Source organism: Natrialba magadii ATCC 43099, from assembly GCF_000025625.1.
Classification (GTDB): Archaea; Halobacteriota; Halobacteria; order Halobacteriales; family Natrialbaceae; genus Natrialba; species Natrialba magadii.
Genome location: NC_013922.1, coordinates 410,359 through 426,000, shown reverse-complemented (window position 1 = coordinate 426,000; position 15,642 = coordinate 410,359). Strand labels below are relative to the sequence as shown.

Below are 15,642 nucleotides of genomic sequence, written 5' to 3'. Positions count from 1 at the left end.
CGTACAGCCACGAGGCCACACTGACCGCGCGGCTCAAATAGAGCCATCGCTTACTCGAACCGAATGATCCGCCAGTCCCGGTACATCTACCTGTTGGGTGTTCTTTTCCTTCTTATCGCGGCTGGGCAGTCACTCCTCAAAGTCGTGCGCGGCGGTGCGGTCCTCGAAGCGGGGATTGATTTCGTCCTGATCGGATTTGCGGGTGTGCTCTTTCTCTCACTCGGTCGGTGGCTCTCGCGGTCGGAGTTCGACCCGGAAACCTATCCGCGAATCGTCGGCTGGTGTCTCGCCGGCATTGCCGTCATGTTCGTCTTCCTCGTTCTCCGGGCAGTTCATCCCGGTGTCGCCGGCTCGTTCACCTTCGGCGAGCGGGCGCTCGCGCTCGCACTCGGCTCGATCGCCGGCCTCGGAATCGGTATCCACGATGCGCAGGCACGCACCCGTCAGCGAGAGGTTCAACGACGTAACGGCGAACTCTTCGCGATACAGCAGGAACTCGAGAAGCGAAACGACGCCCTGGTCGAAACCCGCGAAGAACTTCGTCGAACCGTCCGCCAACTCGAGGCGTCGAACGAACAACTGGACCACTTCGCCTCGACTGTCTCACACGACCTTCAGGAGCCGCTTCGGATGATCTCGCGCTATCTCCAGCTACTCGAAGAACGGTACGGCGACGAACTCGACGAGGACGCTACCGACTTCATCGACTACGCGGTCGACGGCGCAGACCGAATGCAGGCGATGGTCACCGGGTTACTCGAGTACTCGAAGATCGACACGCAGGCGAACGGCGGGCAGTTCGAGCGAGTCGACGTCGAGCAGACGCTGCAGGACGTGCGGACTGATCTGCAGGTTCGGATCGACGAGAGCGATGCAGAGATTACGACCGAGTCGCTGCCACAGGTCTACGCCAACCCAAGCCAACTTCGGCAGCTGTTCCAGAACTTGCTCAGTAACGCGATTGAGTACAGCGGTGACGAGCCGCCACGCGTTCACGTGTCTGCGGCGCCGAGTGAGACAGGCACCGAGTGGGAGTTTACGGTTCGAGACGAGGGGATCGGTATCGAGCCGTCAGCACAGGACCGGATTTTCGAGCTGTTCCAGCGGCTCCACGCGCTCGACGATCACAGCGGCTCGGGGATTGGGCTCGCACTCTGTCAGCGCATCGTCGAACACCACGGTGGGGAGCTCTGGGTCGAGTCCGAACCCGGTGTCGGTTCTGTGTTTTCGTTTACGCTGCCGGCATCCCAGCCGGCAGTTGACCAGACACAGCGTGACCGTCTTCTGGAGTGAGGAGTGGGGAGTGGGGAGTGGGCAGCAAGCGGTGAGCAGTGGGAAGTGAGCAGCAAGCAGCAAGCAGTGGGCAGTAAAGCAGTACCCGCCCTCACGGCGCGGTCCGTGGAGGCGAATTTAAGCCGGTGACGTTCGAACCCGGTGGCATGACTCTCGTCTTGCCGAGCGAACTCGTCGTCGACCGGTTTCTGCCGACGGTTCGTGCGATGCTCGCGACCCAGCTCGCCGAGCGCGGGATGACCCAGCAGGAAATCGCCGCCAATCTCGGCGTCACCCAGGCGGCAGTGAGCAAGTATATAAGCGGTGCAAACGGCGGCGACGACCGCTTCCGTGACGATCCCGAAACGATTGCAACGGTCGATCGAATCGCCGACGGACTCGCGAGCGGGCAGATGGACGGTTACGACGCACTCGCAGAACTGCTCTCGCTCGTGCGCACACTCGAGGACCGCGGCCCGATCTGTGAACTCCACGAGGAGGAGATGCCCGAACTCCAGGGGCTTGGCTGTGACCTCTGTGTTCGCGGCTTCGACCCTGACGTGCGAGCCGAACGGGATGTCCTCGCCACCGTCCGTACGGCCGCCCGAACGCTCGCGTCGACACCGGGCATGGCAGCACTCGTCCCGAACGTCGGCACGAACATCGGCATGGCACTTCCCGAAGCGCGCGACGAAACTGATGTCGCTGCCATTCCCGGCCGTATCTACGCGATGAGTGGACGTATCGAAATCCCTGCAAATCCGGAGTTCGGCGCGTCGAAACACGTTGCAACAGCAGTTCTTGCTGCACAGGATACCGACCCCGACGTTCGCGGCGCGCTCAACATCGCGACGGACGACGACCTTCTCGGCGCTGCGGAGGCGCTTGGCTACGAGCCACTCGAGTTCGACGCAGAGTACGAAGACCGTGGGACACACCTCCGGGAACGGTTCGCGGAGCGAGGTGCGGTGCCACGGGTCGCCTACCACTGCGGCGCGTTCGGAATCGAGCCGACGACGTTCGTGTTTGGCGAAACGGCCGAGGACGCGGTCACGGTGCTCGGGGAGTTGGTCGACGAAGCGATGGACGGGCGGTAGTGGCGCGAGGCGTGGGAATCGCGTGAGCCGGGACTCAGTCATGCATTTCACCCTGCGGTAGCGAGGACCCCTCGTCCCTTATGCGGGGAGGAATCTCGGTTTGAAACTGTTTCACGTCCGGTTCACGCCACTGATGACCGTTTCAGCACACGCGACTGTTCTATCGGGTAGCTAGTAATAGACGCTGGACGGGATGTCCGAACTGAGTACACACGATGGACATCGTGATCACAATACAGCACGCGGCGAACGTGCACTTCTTCAAGCACGTCGTAGGTGAACTCGAGTCGGCGGGCCACGACGTGTTCGTGTTCGCCCGCGAGAAGGGCGTGGTGGGGGAGTTACTCGACGCCTACGAGATCGACCACGAACTGCTCTGCGGGGAGCCACGAGGCTGGCTCGGTCTCGGACTGACGCAGCTCTGTTACGAGGCCCGGCTCCTCCGTCGAGCGCGAGCGATCGATCCGGACTACATCCTGACCAGCCACGGTATCGCCGCCACCCACGTCGGGACACTGGTCGGTGCGGAGAGTCACGTCTACATCGACACCGAGACGACGATCAACGGCGGGAATCGGCTCACGATCCCGTTTACGGACGTGCTCTACACGCCCGAGAGCTTCCGCGAGACGTACGACGCCGAGCACGTCAGGTATCCCGGCTACCACGAACTGGCGTACCTCCACCCCGACCGGTTCGACCCCGATCCGGATCGGCTGCGCACCCACGGTGTCGATCCCGACGACCGGTACGCCGTCCTCCGATTTGGTGCGTGGAACGGCAATCACGACATCGGAAAGTCCGGGATCTCGGCCGCTGGGCGACACGAAATCGTCGACGAACTCGCCACCGACGGCCGCGTCTTCGTCGCCGACGAGGGAGATGGTCCGCTGCCAACCAGCGCGGAACCGTTGCCTGTCCCGCCGGCTGACTTTCATCACCTGCTCGCGTTCGCCGACCTCGTCGTCGGCGAGGTCGCGACAACGACACTCGAGGCCGGCCTCCTCGGAACGCCGACCGTTCGAATCAGCCCCTTCGCCGGCACGTCGGAGATGGGGAAGTTCCGCGAACTCGCAGAGTACGGCCTCGTCCGCTCGTTTCATACGGATCACGAGACGACGGCGATTCGCGAACTGACGCGACTCTATCGCGATCCGAGCGCCGCGTCGAACTGGGCAGACAGACGCGAGGCGCTGCTCGCGACGAAAATCGATGTCACGCAGTACATTCTCAGCCAGATTCTCGCGGACGTACCTGAGCCGACGCCCGAGGACCGGGATTCGGGACCGACGCTGGCAGCGTCCGGTTCTGGACCCAGCTCCGGTTCCGACGCCGGATCTGAGGCTCTGAATCACCCCGGACCATGTCCAGAAACAGAATCCCCGCCGAGGCCGGACCGGCCATCGGTGAACCGGAACTGAGACACTGACCAGCACAGAAACCATGATACGCGTCCTGAACCTCACCACAACCGCCTGGCGAAGTTTCTACCAGTCCCAGCGCACTGCACTCGAGTCCGTCGGCATCGAGGTCACGACTCTCCCGGTCCCGGGCGAGCACCGCGCGGTCGACGACGAGATTCGCCAGCGGACGATAGCCAACTACGCTCGGTACCTTCCGCAGGTACTCCGGGAAGCCCGCGGGGAGTACGACCTGATTCACGCGAATTACGGGCTGACAATTCCCTTTGCGCTGGCCGCGTCGAGATGTCCGAGCATCGGTCGCTCGGGACGAACGAACGGACGACTCCCCGTCGTCTGTACCCTCTGGGGCGGCGAGTACCGTGCCAATCCCTACGAACCGCTGATCAAACGCGCCGTCGCCCGAACTGACCGCGTGATCGTCCCCTCGAACGCCATGGCCGAACGCGTCGATTGCCCCTGCGACGTAATCCCGTTCCCAGTCGACACCGAGATGTTCCGCCCGATTCCGAAAACCGAGGCTCGCGAGCGCGTCGGCTGGGACCAGGACACGCAAATCGTCCTCTTCCCGTACGCCCCCTCGCGAGACGAGAAGAATTTCCCACTCGCCAGACGGGTGGTCGATGGTGTAGCGGGGGTACTCGAGTCCGACTCCGACTCCGACTCCGACGCTGACATCACCCTCAAAACCGTTGCCAACGAACCCTACGAGGAGATGCCATACTACCTGAACGCCGCGGACGCAGTCATCCTCACCTCACGCTTCGAAAGCGGTCCGATGACCGTCAAGGAAGCCGCCGCGTGCAACACGCCAGTCGTCGCGCGTGACGTCGGCTTTGCCCGGGAGGTGCTTGGGGACGTGTCGAACGCATCGGTCACACTCGGCGAGGACAATCTGGTGCGTGACCTGGCGAGGGTACTCGAGTCCGGCGAGCCCTCGGATGGCCGGGAGAAACTCGCCTCGTATACGGCGGAGACGATGGGCGAGCGGCTTCGGGCGGTGTACGAGGAGTGTCTTGCGGGTGAGGACAGACGGCAGAACAGTCAATCAGCACAGCAGACGGGAGTGTCTCCGTCTTTGGACGGCGACTGACCCGTCCTATACTGACCCCAGGCTGGCAGCGCTAGAACAGTGCGAACGCCACACCGCGGTAGAGCAGACCGAGCACGAAGACAGCGATCAGCGCACCGGTCGCGAAGATGACTGCGGGGGGAAGTCGTTCCTCCTCGAAGGTAAACAGCAGGTCGTACATCTGATATCGGTACTCGTCGTGGCACCTACCTAATTCCTTCGCTCGTCAGTTGCGACCGAACACCGGTAGTCGCTGGTGGCTTGCACTGTGTGGATAAGATATCACAGCGGCTACGCGGCGCACAACCGCCAGCGCACGGACTGGAACGACGAAGAAAACGGCCAGCAACACGCTGGAACGAACTGGAACGAGAAACTCTCGAAACTACGTTAGACGCCGCTCTCGAAGTCCTCGAGCGAGTAGGACGGCTCTGCGCCGCGACGGTCGAGGACCTCGTTTGCGAGCAGCCAGTAGACGACCGAGAGGGCCTTGCGACCCTTGTTGTTCGTCGGGACGACGAGGTCGACGTTACTGACCTGGTTGTTCGAGTCACACATCGCGATGACTGGGATCCCGACCGTGATCGCCTCTTTGACTGCCTGGGCGTCACCGATCGGGTCAGTGACGACGACGACATCGGGTTCGATGTAGCCGTCGTACTTGGGGTTGGTCAGCGTTCCGGGGATGAAGCGGCCGGTGCGGGCGCGAGCACCCACAGCCTCGGCGAACTTCTCTGCCGGGAAGCGACCGTACTGGCGCGAAGACGTGACCAGAATCTGTTCTGGGTCGTAGTTCGAGAGGAAGTCCGCGGCCGTGCGGATACGGCCGTCGGTCTTCGAAACGTCGAGGACGTAGAGACCGTCGGTGCGGACGCGGTGGATGAACCGCTCCATGTCGTTGGTCTTTTGCTGGGTACCGATGTGAACACCGGCACCGAGGTAGTCCTCAACGGGGATGAGCAGGTCGGCCTCCTCGTCGGACATTACGTCGTCGTCGAGGGTTGGACCCGTGTCTTCCTCCGCTGCTGGTTCTGCCTCGGCGTCAGCCTCAGCGGACTGTTCGTCAACTGGCTCGACGTCTTCCTCGGGATCGGCGGCGGGGCCAGCACCTTCTGCTGGCTCCTCGTCGATCTCCTCTTCGGCAGCGTCGAGCCCTTCCTGGGTTGCGTTGTCGTCTGTCATGTCGCGTCGTCTGCGATTCTGATGAGCTCGTTGAGCTTGGCGGTTCGCTCGCCGCCGACGGCACCCGTCTTGATGAACGGGACGTCGGTCGCGACGGCGAGGTGTGCGATCGTCGTATCCTCCGTTTCGCCCGAGCGGTGTGAGACAACCGAGTCATACCCGTTCTCGGTCGCGAGTTCGATCGCGTCGAAGGCGTCAGTCAGCGTGCCGATCTGATTCGGCTTGATCAGGATGCTGTTTGCCGCACCCTGGTCGATGCCGTCGGCGAGTCGGTCCGTGTTCGTCACGAACAGGTCGTCGCCACAGATCAGCGTCTGGTCACCAACGTTGTCGGTGAGTTCAGCAAACGCCTCGTAGTCGTTTTCGTCGAACGGATCCTCGACGTAGACCAGATCGTACTCGTCGACGAGGTCGGCGATGTACTCGATCTGCTCGTCCGTGTCGCGGCTGATGCCTGCTGACTCGTACTCGTAGGTTTCCGAGTCGGCATCGTACATCTCGGCCGCGGCAACGTCGAGCCCGAATCGGATCTCGAAGCCAACGTCGTCTTCGACCTGCGAAACCGCCTCGTCGACGATCTCGAAGGCGTCCTCGTCCTCGATCGACGGTGCCCACGCACCCTCGTCGCCCTTGCCCGACGGAACGTCACGCTCCTCGAGTAGGTCTGCGACAGCGCCGTGGACGGCAGCGTTCGCGAAGACGGCGTCAGCGACACTTGGTGCGCCGACGGGTGCTGTGAGGAACTCCTGAATGTCCGTTGCGTCTGCGGCGTGTTCGCCGCCGCCGACGACGTTACCGAGCGGAATCGGGAAGTTCTCACCACGGAAGGCACCGCCTAAGTGCTGGAACAGCGGCGCGCCAAGCACGTCGGCACCGGCCTTCGCGGCGGCCATCGAGATGGCGACGGCGCTGTTTGCGCCGATTTTCGAGAAGTCGTCCGTGCCGTCTGCGGCGTGGAGAATCGAGTCGACCTCGCGCTGGTTACCAGCGTAGGCCTCACCGACGAGTCGCGGAACGGCGTGTTCGCGGGCCGCTGCGATCGCCTCGGTGGGCGGTCGCTCGACGGCTTCGTACTCGCCGGTGCTGGCACCGCTCGGTGCCGCGGCACGGCCAAAGCCGCCGCTCTCGGTAAGAACGTCGGCTTCGACCGTCGGGTTCCCACGCGAATCGAGCACACGTCGGAGTCGTACGTCGGTGATGAGCGTCATCGCTTACTCGCCTCGCTTGACCGTAAACGGCAACACGCCGGCGTCGTACTCCTCGGCGGCGATCAGGATCGGCTCGGTCTGATCGGACTCGGTCAACACCGGTGCGCCGTAGGAAACCTGCAGTGCGCGTGCACCGAGGATACGGGCTTTCTCGTAGCGGTTGTGGCGTTGTTGTTGCATTGTTGCTGTTACTGGTAAGGGGAGACGACGTCGACCAGGTCAGTGTGACTGACGAGCATGCGCCGACAGCAGTAGCGGTCGACACCGAGTTCGTCGAGGACCTTTTCGGGGTCCTCATCGCCCTCGTTCGCTCGTTCGTCGAACTCTTCCCAGTGTTCGCCGACGACCGTGCCACAGGTGAAACACCGAACCGGTACCATCATGCTTGAATCACCTTAGCGGTAGGACTTCTGGTAGCGGGCCCGAGCGCCGGGGCCGCCCCACTTCTTTGGTTCGGACTGGCGAACGTCGTTGACCAGCAGCGAACGGTCGAACTCCATGAACGCGTCGCGGAGTTCGGCGTCGTTCGAATGCTGGACGATTCCGCGTGCGATAGCGGTGCGGACGGCGTCTGCCTGACCGCTGATACCGCCACCTTCGACGCGGACGTCGATGTCCATCCCGTCACGCAGGTCGTCGCCTGCGATGCGGAATGGCTCGAGCATCTTGAGCCGGGACATCTCGGGTTCGACCAGTTCGACTGGCTTCGAGTTGATACGGACACGACCCTCACCCTCGCTTACGGTTGCGCGGGCGACGGCCGTCTTCTTCTTGCCACTCGTGTTGGTTACCATGTAACGTTAGCACCGAGTTGGTCGGAGACTTCGCCCAGATGGACGAAGCGGATGTTCGAAAGTCGGTCCAGCGACGTGTCCTCGAGGATCTCGGCCTCGCGGTCGTCGTCATCCTCGTACGGGTTGCCGACGTAGACACGGACGTTGTCGAGCGCTTCGCGGCCGCGTGGCTTCTTGTACGGCAGCATGCCACGAACGGAGCGCTTGAAGATCGTGTCCGGTCGCTTGGGGTAGTACGGCCCGCGGTCGGACCCCAGCTGGAGTCGCTTGCGGTAGGTGCCGAAGATGTCTTCTTTGTCGCCGGTAATAACGGCGTCTTCAGCGTTGACGATTGCGACGCGCTCGCCGTCCAGGGCGCGCTGGGCGACCTGACTGGCGACACGACCAAGAATACAGTCGCCGGCGTCGACGACGATGTCTGCGTCGAACTCTGCGATGCTTGCACTCATCGAATCACCCGTACGTTTGCCCCATCAGGGTTCTCTTCGAGCACGTGCTCGAGCGGTACTGTCTCGCCGACCTGGTCGATCTTCGTCTCTGCGGACGAAGAGAAATCGACGGCGGCGACGGTAACGTTCTTCTGTAGTGCGCCGGAGCCCAGCACCTTGCCGGGAACGACGACAGTCTCTTCCTCGCGTGCGTATCGCTCGATACGGCCCAGGTTGACCTCAGCGTGGGTGCGCCGGGGCTTTTCGAGACGATCCGCAATGTCCTGCCAGACGTCGGCGTCCGTTTCGCGGGACGTCGACTTCAGCTCGGCGATAAGATCGTTGAGCCTCGGATTGGTCTTGCTACTCATTGGTTTCCTCCAAATCTGCGTGATCGACACGAGAGACGTGTCGAGTGGAATCGATGATCGCTGCTCGATGCTCTCGAACGCGATGACCGATACACTGCTGACGAGAAGTGATGCAGGGAGCAGGATTTGAACCTGCGGACTCCTACGAGACAGCGCCCTGAACGCTGCGCCGTTGGCCTGACTTGGCTATCCCTGCTCGCACTTCCGTCTACCCGTCGCCCCTTCAAACCCCTTTCGATTCCAGCTTCTCCGCGTCCGCGAGTGCCAGCAGCGGTCTCGTCGCTCACGGCGCCGCTGAAAGCAAACTCGCGGTCGTATCGGTTGGATCGGGGGCGTGGGTTCATCTGTCGTTATAGCTGTACTGCGTTTTCGAGTTCAGTCGCGCGCGATTCGATCGTGTCGGCGGCGCGTGTGACCAGCTCCTCGACCGAGAACGAGCCGTCCGTCTCCACGTGGAAAACGAACGAGTTTGGCACGTCCTCGAGTGTAACTTCCTTTCCAGGGTACCGATTCGAGAGGTCGTGGTCGAACTCGCTCGTTGGAACGAGTTCGCCGTCCTCTTCGATGACACCGCGAACGATGCGGCGGTCTGGGTCCTCGAATTCAGGAAGGTCCTCGACGGCGGCGACACGCTGTAGGTGACGGTAGCCGACTGCAACACCGCCCTGGTGTTTTGCGTGGTCCTTACCGCGGTCGAGCACGGCGTCCGCCTCGGCCTCGAGACGCTGTCCGTCTTTGAGGTCGATGATCGGGACGTTCTCGTCTGCGGGCTGGACGAGGTCGTCGCTCGAGACGAGATCGCCCGAGTAGGCGGTTGCTGGCCCTTCGACGTCGATCGAGAGCGTCACGGTGTCGTCCTCGACGAACTCGCCGACAGGCGGCGTCGTCAGCGGAACGAGCCCGAGTCGAAGCGCGAGCTGCTCGTCGAACATGACCGACGAGTTCTCGACGAATCGAACGGTGTCGATCGCCATCGTCGGCACGTCTGCAAGCATCGCGCGTCGAATCCCGTTGGCGAACGCGGGCGTGATGCCCTGGACGAGGAAGCGTGCGTCACGTTCCTCGCGTTCGACGAACTCGACGTCGTACTCTGCACTCATGGTCTAGTAGCCGCCCTTTCCTTTGGGTGCGCGCGATCCGTCGTGTGGGATCGGCGTAACGTCCTCGATACGGCCGATCTCGATGCCCGAGCGGGCGAGTGCGCGGATCGTTGCCTGCGCGCCTGGACCGGGGGACTTCTGGAGGTTGCCGCCAGGGCCACGCACGCGAACGTGCAGACCCGTGATGCCGGCAGCCTTGACCTCTTCGGCGACGGATTCTGCCATCTGCATCGCGGCGTACGGCGATGCCTCGTCGCGGTTCTGCTTGACGGCAGTTCCGCCGGAGGACTTCGTGATCGTCTCCGAGCCCGTGAGGTCCGTCACGGTCATGATGGTGTTGTTGAACGATGCGTGCACGTGGGCTACGCCCCACTTTTCGTCGTCCTGACTCATGTTACTGACCCTCCGCTCGCTCTGGGTGGAGGTCGTCCGCGAGTGGGCTGGTCTCGTCGAACGCGACGAGGTCCTCCTCGTCGACGTCGACGACGTACGATGGAACACGGTGGCGCTGGTCACCGACGACCACGTGGCCGTGGATGATGAACTGTCGCGCCTGCTGTGGCGTGTTCGCGAGACCCTTGCGGTAGGCAACCGTCTGGAGACGGCGCTCTAAGACGTCCTCGACCTCGAGCGACAGAATGTCGCCGAGTTCGTCTGCCTCGTCGAGGATGCCGACGCGCTTCAGGCGTCCGAGGAACTCCTCGGAGCGGCGCTGGACTGCCTCGTCACCCTGTGCCTGGCCGAGCAGGTCACGAGCCTCGCGCCGGTAGGAGCGAAGTTCGGACTGTGCTCGCCAGAGCTCTTCTTTGTTCTTCAGGCCGTAGCGGTCGAGCAGGGAGTGCTCGGTGGAGATCCGTTCACCCTGGTATGGGTGGTTCGGCGTCTCGTACTGCTTGGTGTCGGTTCCGAGTGGCATTATTCGTCACCCTCCTCGTCGCCGCCTTCAGCCTGCTCTTCGCGGATTTCTTCGACGTTGACTCCGATGGTCCCTTCCGTACGACCGGTGGACTTGGTGCGCTGTCCGCGGACCTTCTGTCCGCGCTTGTGGCGCACACCCTTGTAGGAGTCGATCATCTTCATCCGGTTGATGTCGTGCTGACGGCTTAGCTGGAGATCGTTGCCGATCTCGTGGGTTGTTTCGCCGCTGTAGAAGTCGTTCTGGCGGTTGTTGAGCCAGTCCGGAACTTCCTCGGCGTAGTTCTCTACGAGTGTAACGACCTCGTCGATGACGTCCTCGTCGAGTCGGCCGAACGTCGCCGTTCGGTCGACACCCGCTTTCTCGGCGATGAGTCGGGCGGTCCGGCGACCGATCCCGTTCATCTCCGACAGCGAGCGCTCGACGGACTTCGTCCCGTCAAGGTCGGTTTGACCGATGCGGACGAAGTACTGCAGGTCTTCGTCCTCTTGCTCTTGGGGTTCTTCCGCGCTCATATGTCGTGTATCAGTGTCTGGTCTGCAGCGGTGCAATCGACTGGCAAAGGTGCCAGTCTCGGGTATATCCGACGTCGTGGCGGGGATTCGAACCCCGGAGGCTTGACGCCACATGGTTAGCAACCATGCGCCTTGGGCCGCTTGGCTACCACGACACCGTGTCTCTATCATCGCCCTCTCGGACTCGGGGACTGCGTCCCCTACACGTATCGCACCCGAACCTACCCCCGTCGAGTACTTAAGCGCAACGAAAGGTGGCGACGAATCGTCGCCCTCGTGTGGAATTGCGACACACGACCTCCCACACAGACGCAGTACGACACCCAGCAACCACACCCGCTCACAGCTATCAAGCAACCACACCCACTCACAGCTACCAAGCAACCACACCCGCTCACAGCTACCAAACTACACACTGACTCACAACCACCCTATCCCATCCCATGAACTCACTTATTATCGATGCGACACAAGAACCGCACAATCGGTGTCCAGAAACAACCTCCTCATCCGAGTGCTCGCCGCCATCGGCGGTATCGTTGCAGTCGCACTCGTCGCCGCGACGATCGACTCACCGCTCGAAACCGGTGGCTCGGGCGGCTCCGCACCCGGCAGTGGTAACGGCGACGGCGGCGGTGACCCCATCGAGCAGCCGCCACCTCCCGAAGACCCCGCAACCGCCCCTGAAATTCCGACGTTTCTCGAGTACCTCATCTACGCGATCGTCATCATCGGGGTGATTGCAGCAGTCTGGTATCTGCTCGCAAATCGGCGCGAAGCGGTGAAGCTGATCGCTATCGGCCTCGTGATGGCGCTTATCGGAATGGCACTCGTCTACCTGTTCCTCGAGGCGGGTGACCCATCACTTGCGGACGAGATGATCCCCGGCGACGAGAACGGCGAACCCGCAGCGCCCGGGAGCGGCGACGGCGAAAGAACCGACCTCGTTCCAACGAACGCGCTGGTCGCCGTCCTCGCGATTATCACGGCCATCTTCGTCGCCGGCGTGTTTCTCACGCGCGGCTCCGGTGAGGAAACCGAGCCAGGAGCGGTGGCGCCACCCGAAGATGAGGGCCAGCAACAGAACGAAGACGCCCTCGCCGTTGGCTCCGCCGCCGGCCGGGCCGCAGACCGACTCGACGACACGGACGATGTCGATAACGAAATCTATCGCGCCTGGCGCGAGATGACCCAGCCCCTCGACGTCGACCGACCCGAGTCGAGCACGCCCGGTGAGTTCGCCACCGCAGCTATCGACGCCGGACTCGACCGACAGCACGTCGACGAACTCACGCACCTGTTCGAAGACGTCCGCTACGGTACTACCGAGACGACACCCGAACTCGAGAAGCGAGCCGTCTCGATCCTCCGTGAAATCGAAGTGACGTACGGTGACGACAGCGCCGACACCCACTCTGCGAGCCAGCAGGTCGGCCCATCCGATCACCCGGGAGGCGACAGCACATGAATATCCGGCGCACACCGCTCCTGCTTGGCCTCCTCGCGCTTGCGATCGGTATCGCAGTCATGGTCGGAGTACTCGAGTTCACCATCGGTGAAAGCGTGATTCTCGGGGTGGGGCTGCTCGCGGTACTGATCGGGCTTCGTGCGCTCGGCCTGCGGCGGGGACTCGAGCAGTCACCTGGCTCGGCGAGCGTCGAACCCGAGCGCCGAACGGCAGTCGCAGTTCCTGGCGAGTCATTTTCGCAGTCGCTTGCGGCCTTCCAGCGGGCGACAGACGGCTACACCGTACACGGTCGACGAACGATCGATGGGCTCCGGGCTGCGGCCGTCGCAGTGCTAACGAGATTCAACGGTGAGTCGGTGGCCGAAGCGACCGATCGGCTCGAACGCGGTTCCTGGACGGACGACCGGATCGCTGCCGCGTTCCTCTCGGAGTCGGTCGAATTGCCGTCACGGTCGGTGGTGAGTCGTCTTCGAACAGCCATCGATGGACAGACGACGTTCCAGCGGAGCGTCCGACACACCGTTGCTGCGATTGCTGCAGTCGGCTACAGGGGGGCTGGTCGTGGGACCGATGACACGACCGACGGTGACAGCGGGGGCACAACTGGGGATGACAGCCACACCACCCCCGAGCACGCTCTCCCGCAGTACGTCTACCAACACCGCACCAGCGCACAGACGACCGATGACACCCCACGCCGAACCACGAACCGGTCGGTAGCAGACACGACAACCCGTCGAAAGCGACAGACCGGCTACTGGACCGGCATCGGTGCCGTCGCCCTCCTCGCCATCGGCATCGGCACGCTCGCTGAGGCACCCGGCGTCGTCCTCGCCGGCGTCGTCGGCATCGGCTATGCCGGCTTCGCCCGCGCCTTCGAGCCGCCCGAGCCAGCACTCGAGATCGAACGCACCCTGAGCGACGAGGAACCCGATCCCGGCGACGAAATCACCGTCCAGGTCACGCTCACGAACACCGGTTCGCGCTTCGTTCCGGACCTCCGCTTCGTCGACGGCGTTCCACCCGGTCTCGCCGTCACCGAGGGCTCGAGTCGCCTCGGGACCGCGCTTCGCCCCGGCGAGTCGGTGGGGCTCGAGTACACCGTCACTGTCCAGCGTGGCAAGCACGAATTCGATCCCGCGCTCGCGCTCGTGCGTGACCTCTCGCGGTCGACCGAGCGCGAGTGTTTCGTCGGGGCGGAGACGACGGTTGTCTGCGAACCCGAACTTCGGCCGGTTGCCGCGCCGGTGCCGCTTCGGACGACGGCGGCCTCGTTCGCGGGTCGGCTGACGACGACCGAGGGGGGATCCGGGACGACGTTTCACTCCGTTCGGGAGTACCGGCCGAACGACCCGCTCTCGCGTATCGACTGGAATCGGCGAGCGAAGTCCGGCGAGCTTGCGACGCTCTCGTTCCACGAGGAGCGGGCGGCCCGCGTCGTCGTCCTCGTCGATGCGCGAAAACGGTCGTTCCTCGCACCCGAACCGGACGCAGCCCACGCGGTCGATCGCTCGGTCGCCGCAGCGGGTCGCATCGCCGCCTCGCTGCTCGCCGAGGGAGACACTGTCGGACTGGCAGGAATCGGCCCCGTCGGTCGCGACGAAACAGAGTCGGCTGCGTCGATGTCGGAGCCGTGCTGGCTCGCTCCGGCGTCGGGCCGGGATCACGAGATTCGGTTCCAGGAGCTACTCGCGACACACCCGCAGTTCGAGACAATGCCGCCAGCGACGGAGAGTCGGTGGCTCTCGCAGTTGCGGACGATTCGCCGACGGCTCTCGGCGGAGACCCAGATCGTGTTTCTCTCGCCGCTCTGTGACTCGATGGCGACGACAATCGCCCGGCGACTCGACGCGCGCGGCCACGCCGTAACAGTCGTGAGTCCGGACCCAACGGCCGATCGGACGATCGGCCACCAGATGGCAGCGACCGCCCGCCGCGTTCGACGGTTCGACCTGCAGCAGGTTGGCATTCCAGTCATCGACTGGCAACCGACGGACTCGATCGACGAGGTGTTCGCACGCCACGCGGCGGGACGAGGTGGTCGCCGATGACGCCGCAAGACGGAACGCACGCGGAATCCGCAGGACCGGCGACAGGCCCAGCCGGGGATCAGGTCGGGGAGACATCGAACGGCGAGCACGCAATGGGTGCCGACCAACACGCGGAAGCTGAAGCCAAGGCCGACGCAGATGACGACGCCGGACCCGTCTCACTTACCCGAAAACCGACGGTCTTCTCGAGTGGCTGTGCGTTCGGTGCCGCGTTCGTCGCAGCCGCGGCGACGCTCTTCGTGCCCGGCACTGATCTGGCCGTGTTCGGCGTCGCCGTACTCGGCGCGCTCGCACTCGCTATCGGACTCCTGCGAGGACGGCCACGAGTCATCGACGGTGGCGCGCTGGTCATCTTCGCGACGCTCATCCTCGCCGGTATCGAGACGCCCGTGGTCGAGCCGCTGATCGCCGGCACCGTCGCGACCGTCCTCGCGTGGGACCTCGGGCACAGCGGACTCGATCTCGGTTCCCAGCTCGGCCGGGAAGCGCGCACGATCCGACTCGAGATCGTCCAGCTTGGCTCGAGTCTGCTGGTTGGTCTCCTCGCGGGGACGATCGGCTACGGCGTCTACGTCTTCGGTGCAAGCGGGCAGCCGACCGCGGCGGTGGCGCTGCTGTTGCTCGCGGCTGCGCTCATCACGGTTGGACTGGGTACGAACCGGTCGGATGACTCGGATCAGCGACGACACAGCGGCGCACGGAATCGGCCGCCGCGCTAGGGGGATCGATCTGTGTAGAAACTAACGC

General features: G+C 63.6%; 19 protein-coding genes and 2 tRNA genes. 7 read left to right on the top strand and 14 right to left on the bottom strand.

All coding sequences use genetic code 11. The features are described from left to right. Window positions 1-63: 63 nt before the first annotated feature. From NMAG_RS02020 to NMAG_RS02005, 4 genes are all read left to right on the top strand, one after another. Window positions 64-1,293, top strand: coding sequence for a sensor histidine kinase (locus tag NMAG_RS02020; protein ID WP_004213972.1), 1,230 nt, complete (start codon window positions 64-66; stop codon window positions 1,291-1,293). Window positions 1,294-1,439: 146 nt separating this feature from the next. Next, window positions 1,440-2,369, top strand: a complete 930-nt coding sequence (locus NMAG_RS02015; RefSeq protein WP_012996359.1) for a thiamine-phosphate synthase family protein — start codon at window positions 1,440-1,442, stop codon at window positions 2,367-2,369. 215 nt (window positions 2,370-2,584) lie between these two features. Continuing rightward, window positions 2,585-3,790: a DUF354 domain-containing protein gene (locus tag NMAG_RS02010; protein WP_004213970.1), complete on the top strand. Its 1,206-nt coding sequence runs from the start codon at window positions 2,585-2,587 to the stop codon at window positions 3,788-3,790. A gap of 22 nt (window positions 3,791-3,812) precedes the next feature. Beyond that, the gene (locus tag NMAG_RS02005; protein WP_004213969.1) at window positions 3,813-4,883 is read left to right on the top strand and encodes a glycosyltransferase family 4 protein; all 1,071 of its coding nucleotides are present in this window, start codon (window positions 3,813-3,815) and stop codon (window positions 4,881-4,883) included. 31 nt (window positions 4,884-4,914) lie between these two features. On the opposite strand, the gene NMAG_RS22605 is transcribed toward NMAG_RS02005, so the two are convergent. The 14 genes from NMAG_RS22605 to NMAG_RS01940 all read right to left on the bottom strand — a co-directional run bounded on the left by NMAG_RS22605 (window position 4,915) and on the right by NMAG_RS01940 (window position 11,531). Then, window positions 4,915-5,043 (bottom strand): hypothetical protein, encoded by a 129-nt coding sequence (locus tag NMAG_RS22605; protein ID WP_004213968.1) that lies wholly within the window; start codon window positions 5,041-5,043, stop codon window positions 4,915-4,917. A 209-nt stretch (window positions 5,044-5,252) separates the two neighbouring features. Next, the gene (gene rpsB, locus NMAG_RS02000; protein ID WP_004213966.1) at window positions 5,253-6,044 is read right to left on the bottom strand and encodes a 30S ribosomal protein S2; all 792 of its coding nucleotides are present in this window, start codon (window positions 6,042-6,044) and stop codon (window positions 5,253-5,255) included. Next, entirely contained in the window at window positions 6,041-7,252 is a 1,212-nt protein-coding gene (eno, locus tag NMAG_RS01995; RefSeq protein WP_004213964.1) for a phosphopyruvate hydratase, read from the bottom strand. The genes rpsB and eno overlap by 4 nt, the downstream gene beginning before the upstream one ends. A 3-nt stretch (window positions 7,253-7,255) precedes the next feature. Further along, window positions 7,256-7,432, bottom strand: a complete 177-nt coding sequence (locus NMAG_RS01990; protein WP_004213963.1) for a DNA-directed RNA polymerase subunit K — start codon at window positions 7,430-7,432, stop codon at window positions 7,256-7,258. A gap of 8 nt (window positions 7,433-7,440) precedes the next feature. Then, complete coding sequence (locus NMAG_RS01985) at window positions 7,441-7,635, bottom strand: DNA-directed RNA polymerase subunit N (protein WP_004213962.1); 195 nt, start codon at window positions 7,633-7,635, stop codon at window positions 7,441-7,443. Window positions 7,636-7,647: 12 nt separating this feature from the next. Then, window positions 7,648-8,046, bottom strand: a complete 399-nt coding sequence (locus NMAG_RS01980) for a 30S ribosomal protein S9 (RefSeq protein ID WP_004213960.1) — start codon at window positions 8,044-8,046, stop codon at window positions 7,648-7,650. Then, complete coding sequence (locus NMAG_RS01975) at window positions 8,040-8,495, bottom strand: 50S ribosomal protein L13 (protein WP_004213958.1); 456 nt, start codon at window positions 8,493-8,495, stop codon at window positions 8,040-8,042. The genes NMAG_RS01980 and NMAG_RS01975 overlap by 7 nt, the downstream gene beginning before the upstream one ends. Then, window positions 8,492-8,845 carry a 50S ribosomal protein L18e gene (locus NMAG_RS01970; protein ID WP_004213957.1) on the bottom strand — a complete coding sequence of 118 codons (354 nt, stop codon included), beginning with the start codon at window positions 8,843-8,845 and terminating at the stop codon, window positions 8,492-8,494. The genes NMAG_RS01975 and NMAG_RS01970 overlap by 4 nt, the downstream gene beginning before the upstream one ends. Window positions 8,846-8,956: 111 nt before the next feature. Then, window positions 8,957-9,041, bottom strand: a tRNA-Leu gene (locus NMAG_RS01965). Between the two features lie 154 nt (window positions 9,042-9,195). After that, complete coding sequence (locus NMAG_RS01960) at window positions 9,196-9,945, bottom strand: DNA-directed RNA polymerase subunit D (RefSeq protein WP_004213956.1); 750 nt, start codon at window positions 9,943-9,945, stop codon at window positions 9,196-9,198. Between the two features lie 3 nt (window positions 9,946-9,948). Then, window positions 9,949-10,338 (bottom strand): 30S ribosomal protein S11, encoded by a 390-nt coding sequence (locus tag NMAG_RS01955; RefSeq protein ID WP_004213955.1) that lies wholly within the window; start codon window positions 10,336-10,338, stop codon window positions 9,949-9,951. Window position 10,339: 1 nt separating this feature from the next. Next, complete coding sequence (locus NMAG_RS01950; protein ID WP_004213954.1) at window positions 10,340-10,861, bottom strand: 30S ribosomal protein S4; 522 nt, start codon at window positions 10,859-10,861, stop codon at window positions 10,340-10,342. Next, window positions 10,861-11,376 (bottom strand): 30S ribosomal protein S13, encoded by a 516-nt coding sequence (locus NMAG_RS01945; RefSeq protein WP_004213953.1) that lies wholly within the window; start codon window positions 11,374-11,376, stop codon window positions 10,861-10,863. The genes NMAG_RS01950 and NMAG_RS01945 overlap by 1 nt, the downstream gene beginning before the upstream one ends. Before the next feature lie 72 nt (window positions 11,377-11,448). Continuing rightward, window positions 11,449-11,531, bottom strand: a tRNA-Ser gene (locus NMAG_RS01940). A gap of 332 nt (window positions 11,532-11,863) precedes the next feature. Here NMAG_RS01940 and NMAG_RS01935 point away from each other — a divergent pair. From NMAG_RS01935 to NMAG_RS01925, 3 genes are read left to right on the top strand one after another with little or no spacing between them, the layout of a single operon-like run. Further along, window positions 11,864-12,844, top strand: coding sequence for a DUF4129 domain-containing protein (locus NMAG_RS01935; RefSeq protein WP_004213952.1), 981 nt, complete (start codon window positions 11,864-11,866; stop codon window positions 12,842-12,844). Then, window positions 12,841-14,895 (top strand): DUF58 domain-containing protein, encoded by a 2,055-nt coding sequence (locus NMAG_RS01930; RefSeq protein WP_004213951.1) that lies wholly within the window; start codon window positions 12,841-12,843, stop codon window positions 14,893-14,895. The genes NMAG_RS01935 and NMAG_RS01930 overlap by 4 nt, the downstream gene beginning before the upstream one ends. Then, window positions 14,892-15,614 (top strand): DUF7519 family protein, encoded by a 723-nt coding sequence (locus NMAG_RS01925; RefSeq protein WP_004213950.1) that lies wholly within the window; start codon window positions 14,892-14,894, stop codon window positions 15,612-15,614. The genes NMAG_RS01930 and NMAG_RS01925 overlap by 4 nt, the downstream gene beginning before the upstream one ends. Window positions 15,615-15,642: the final 28 nt, after the last annotated feature.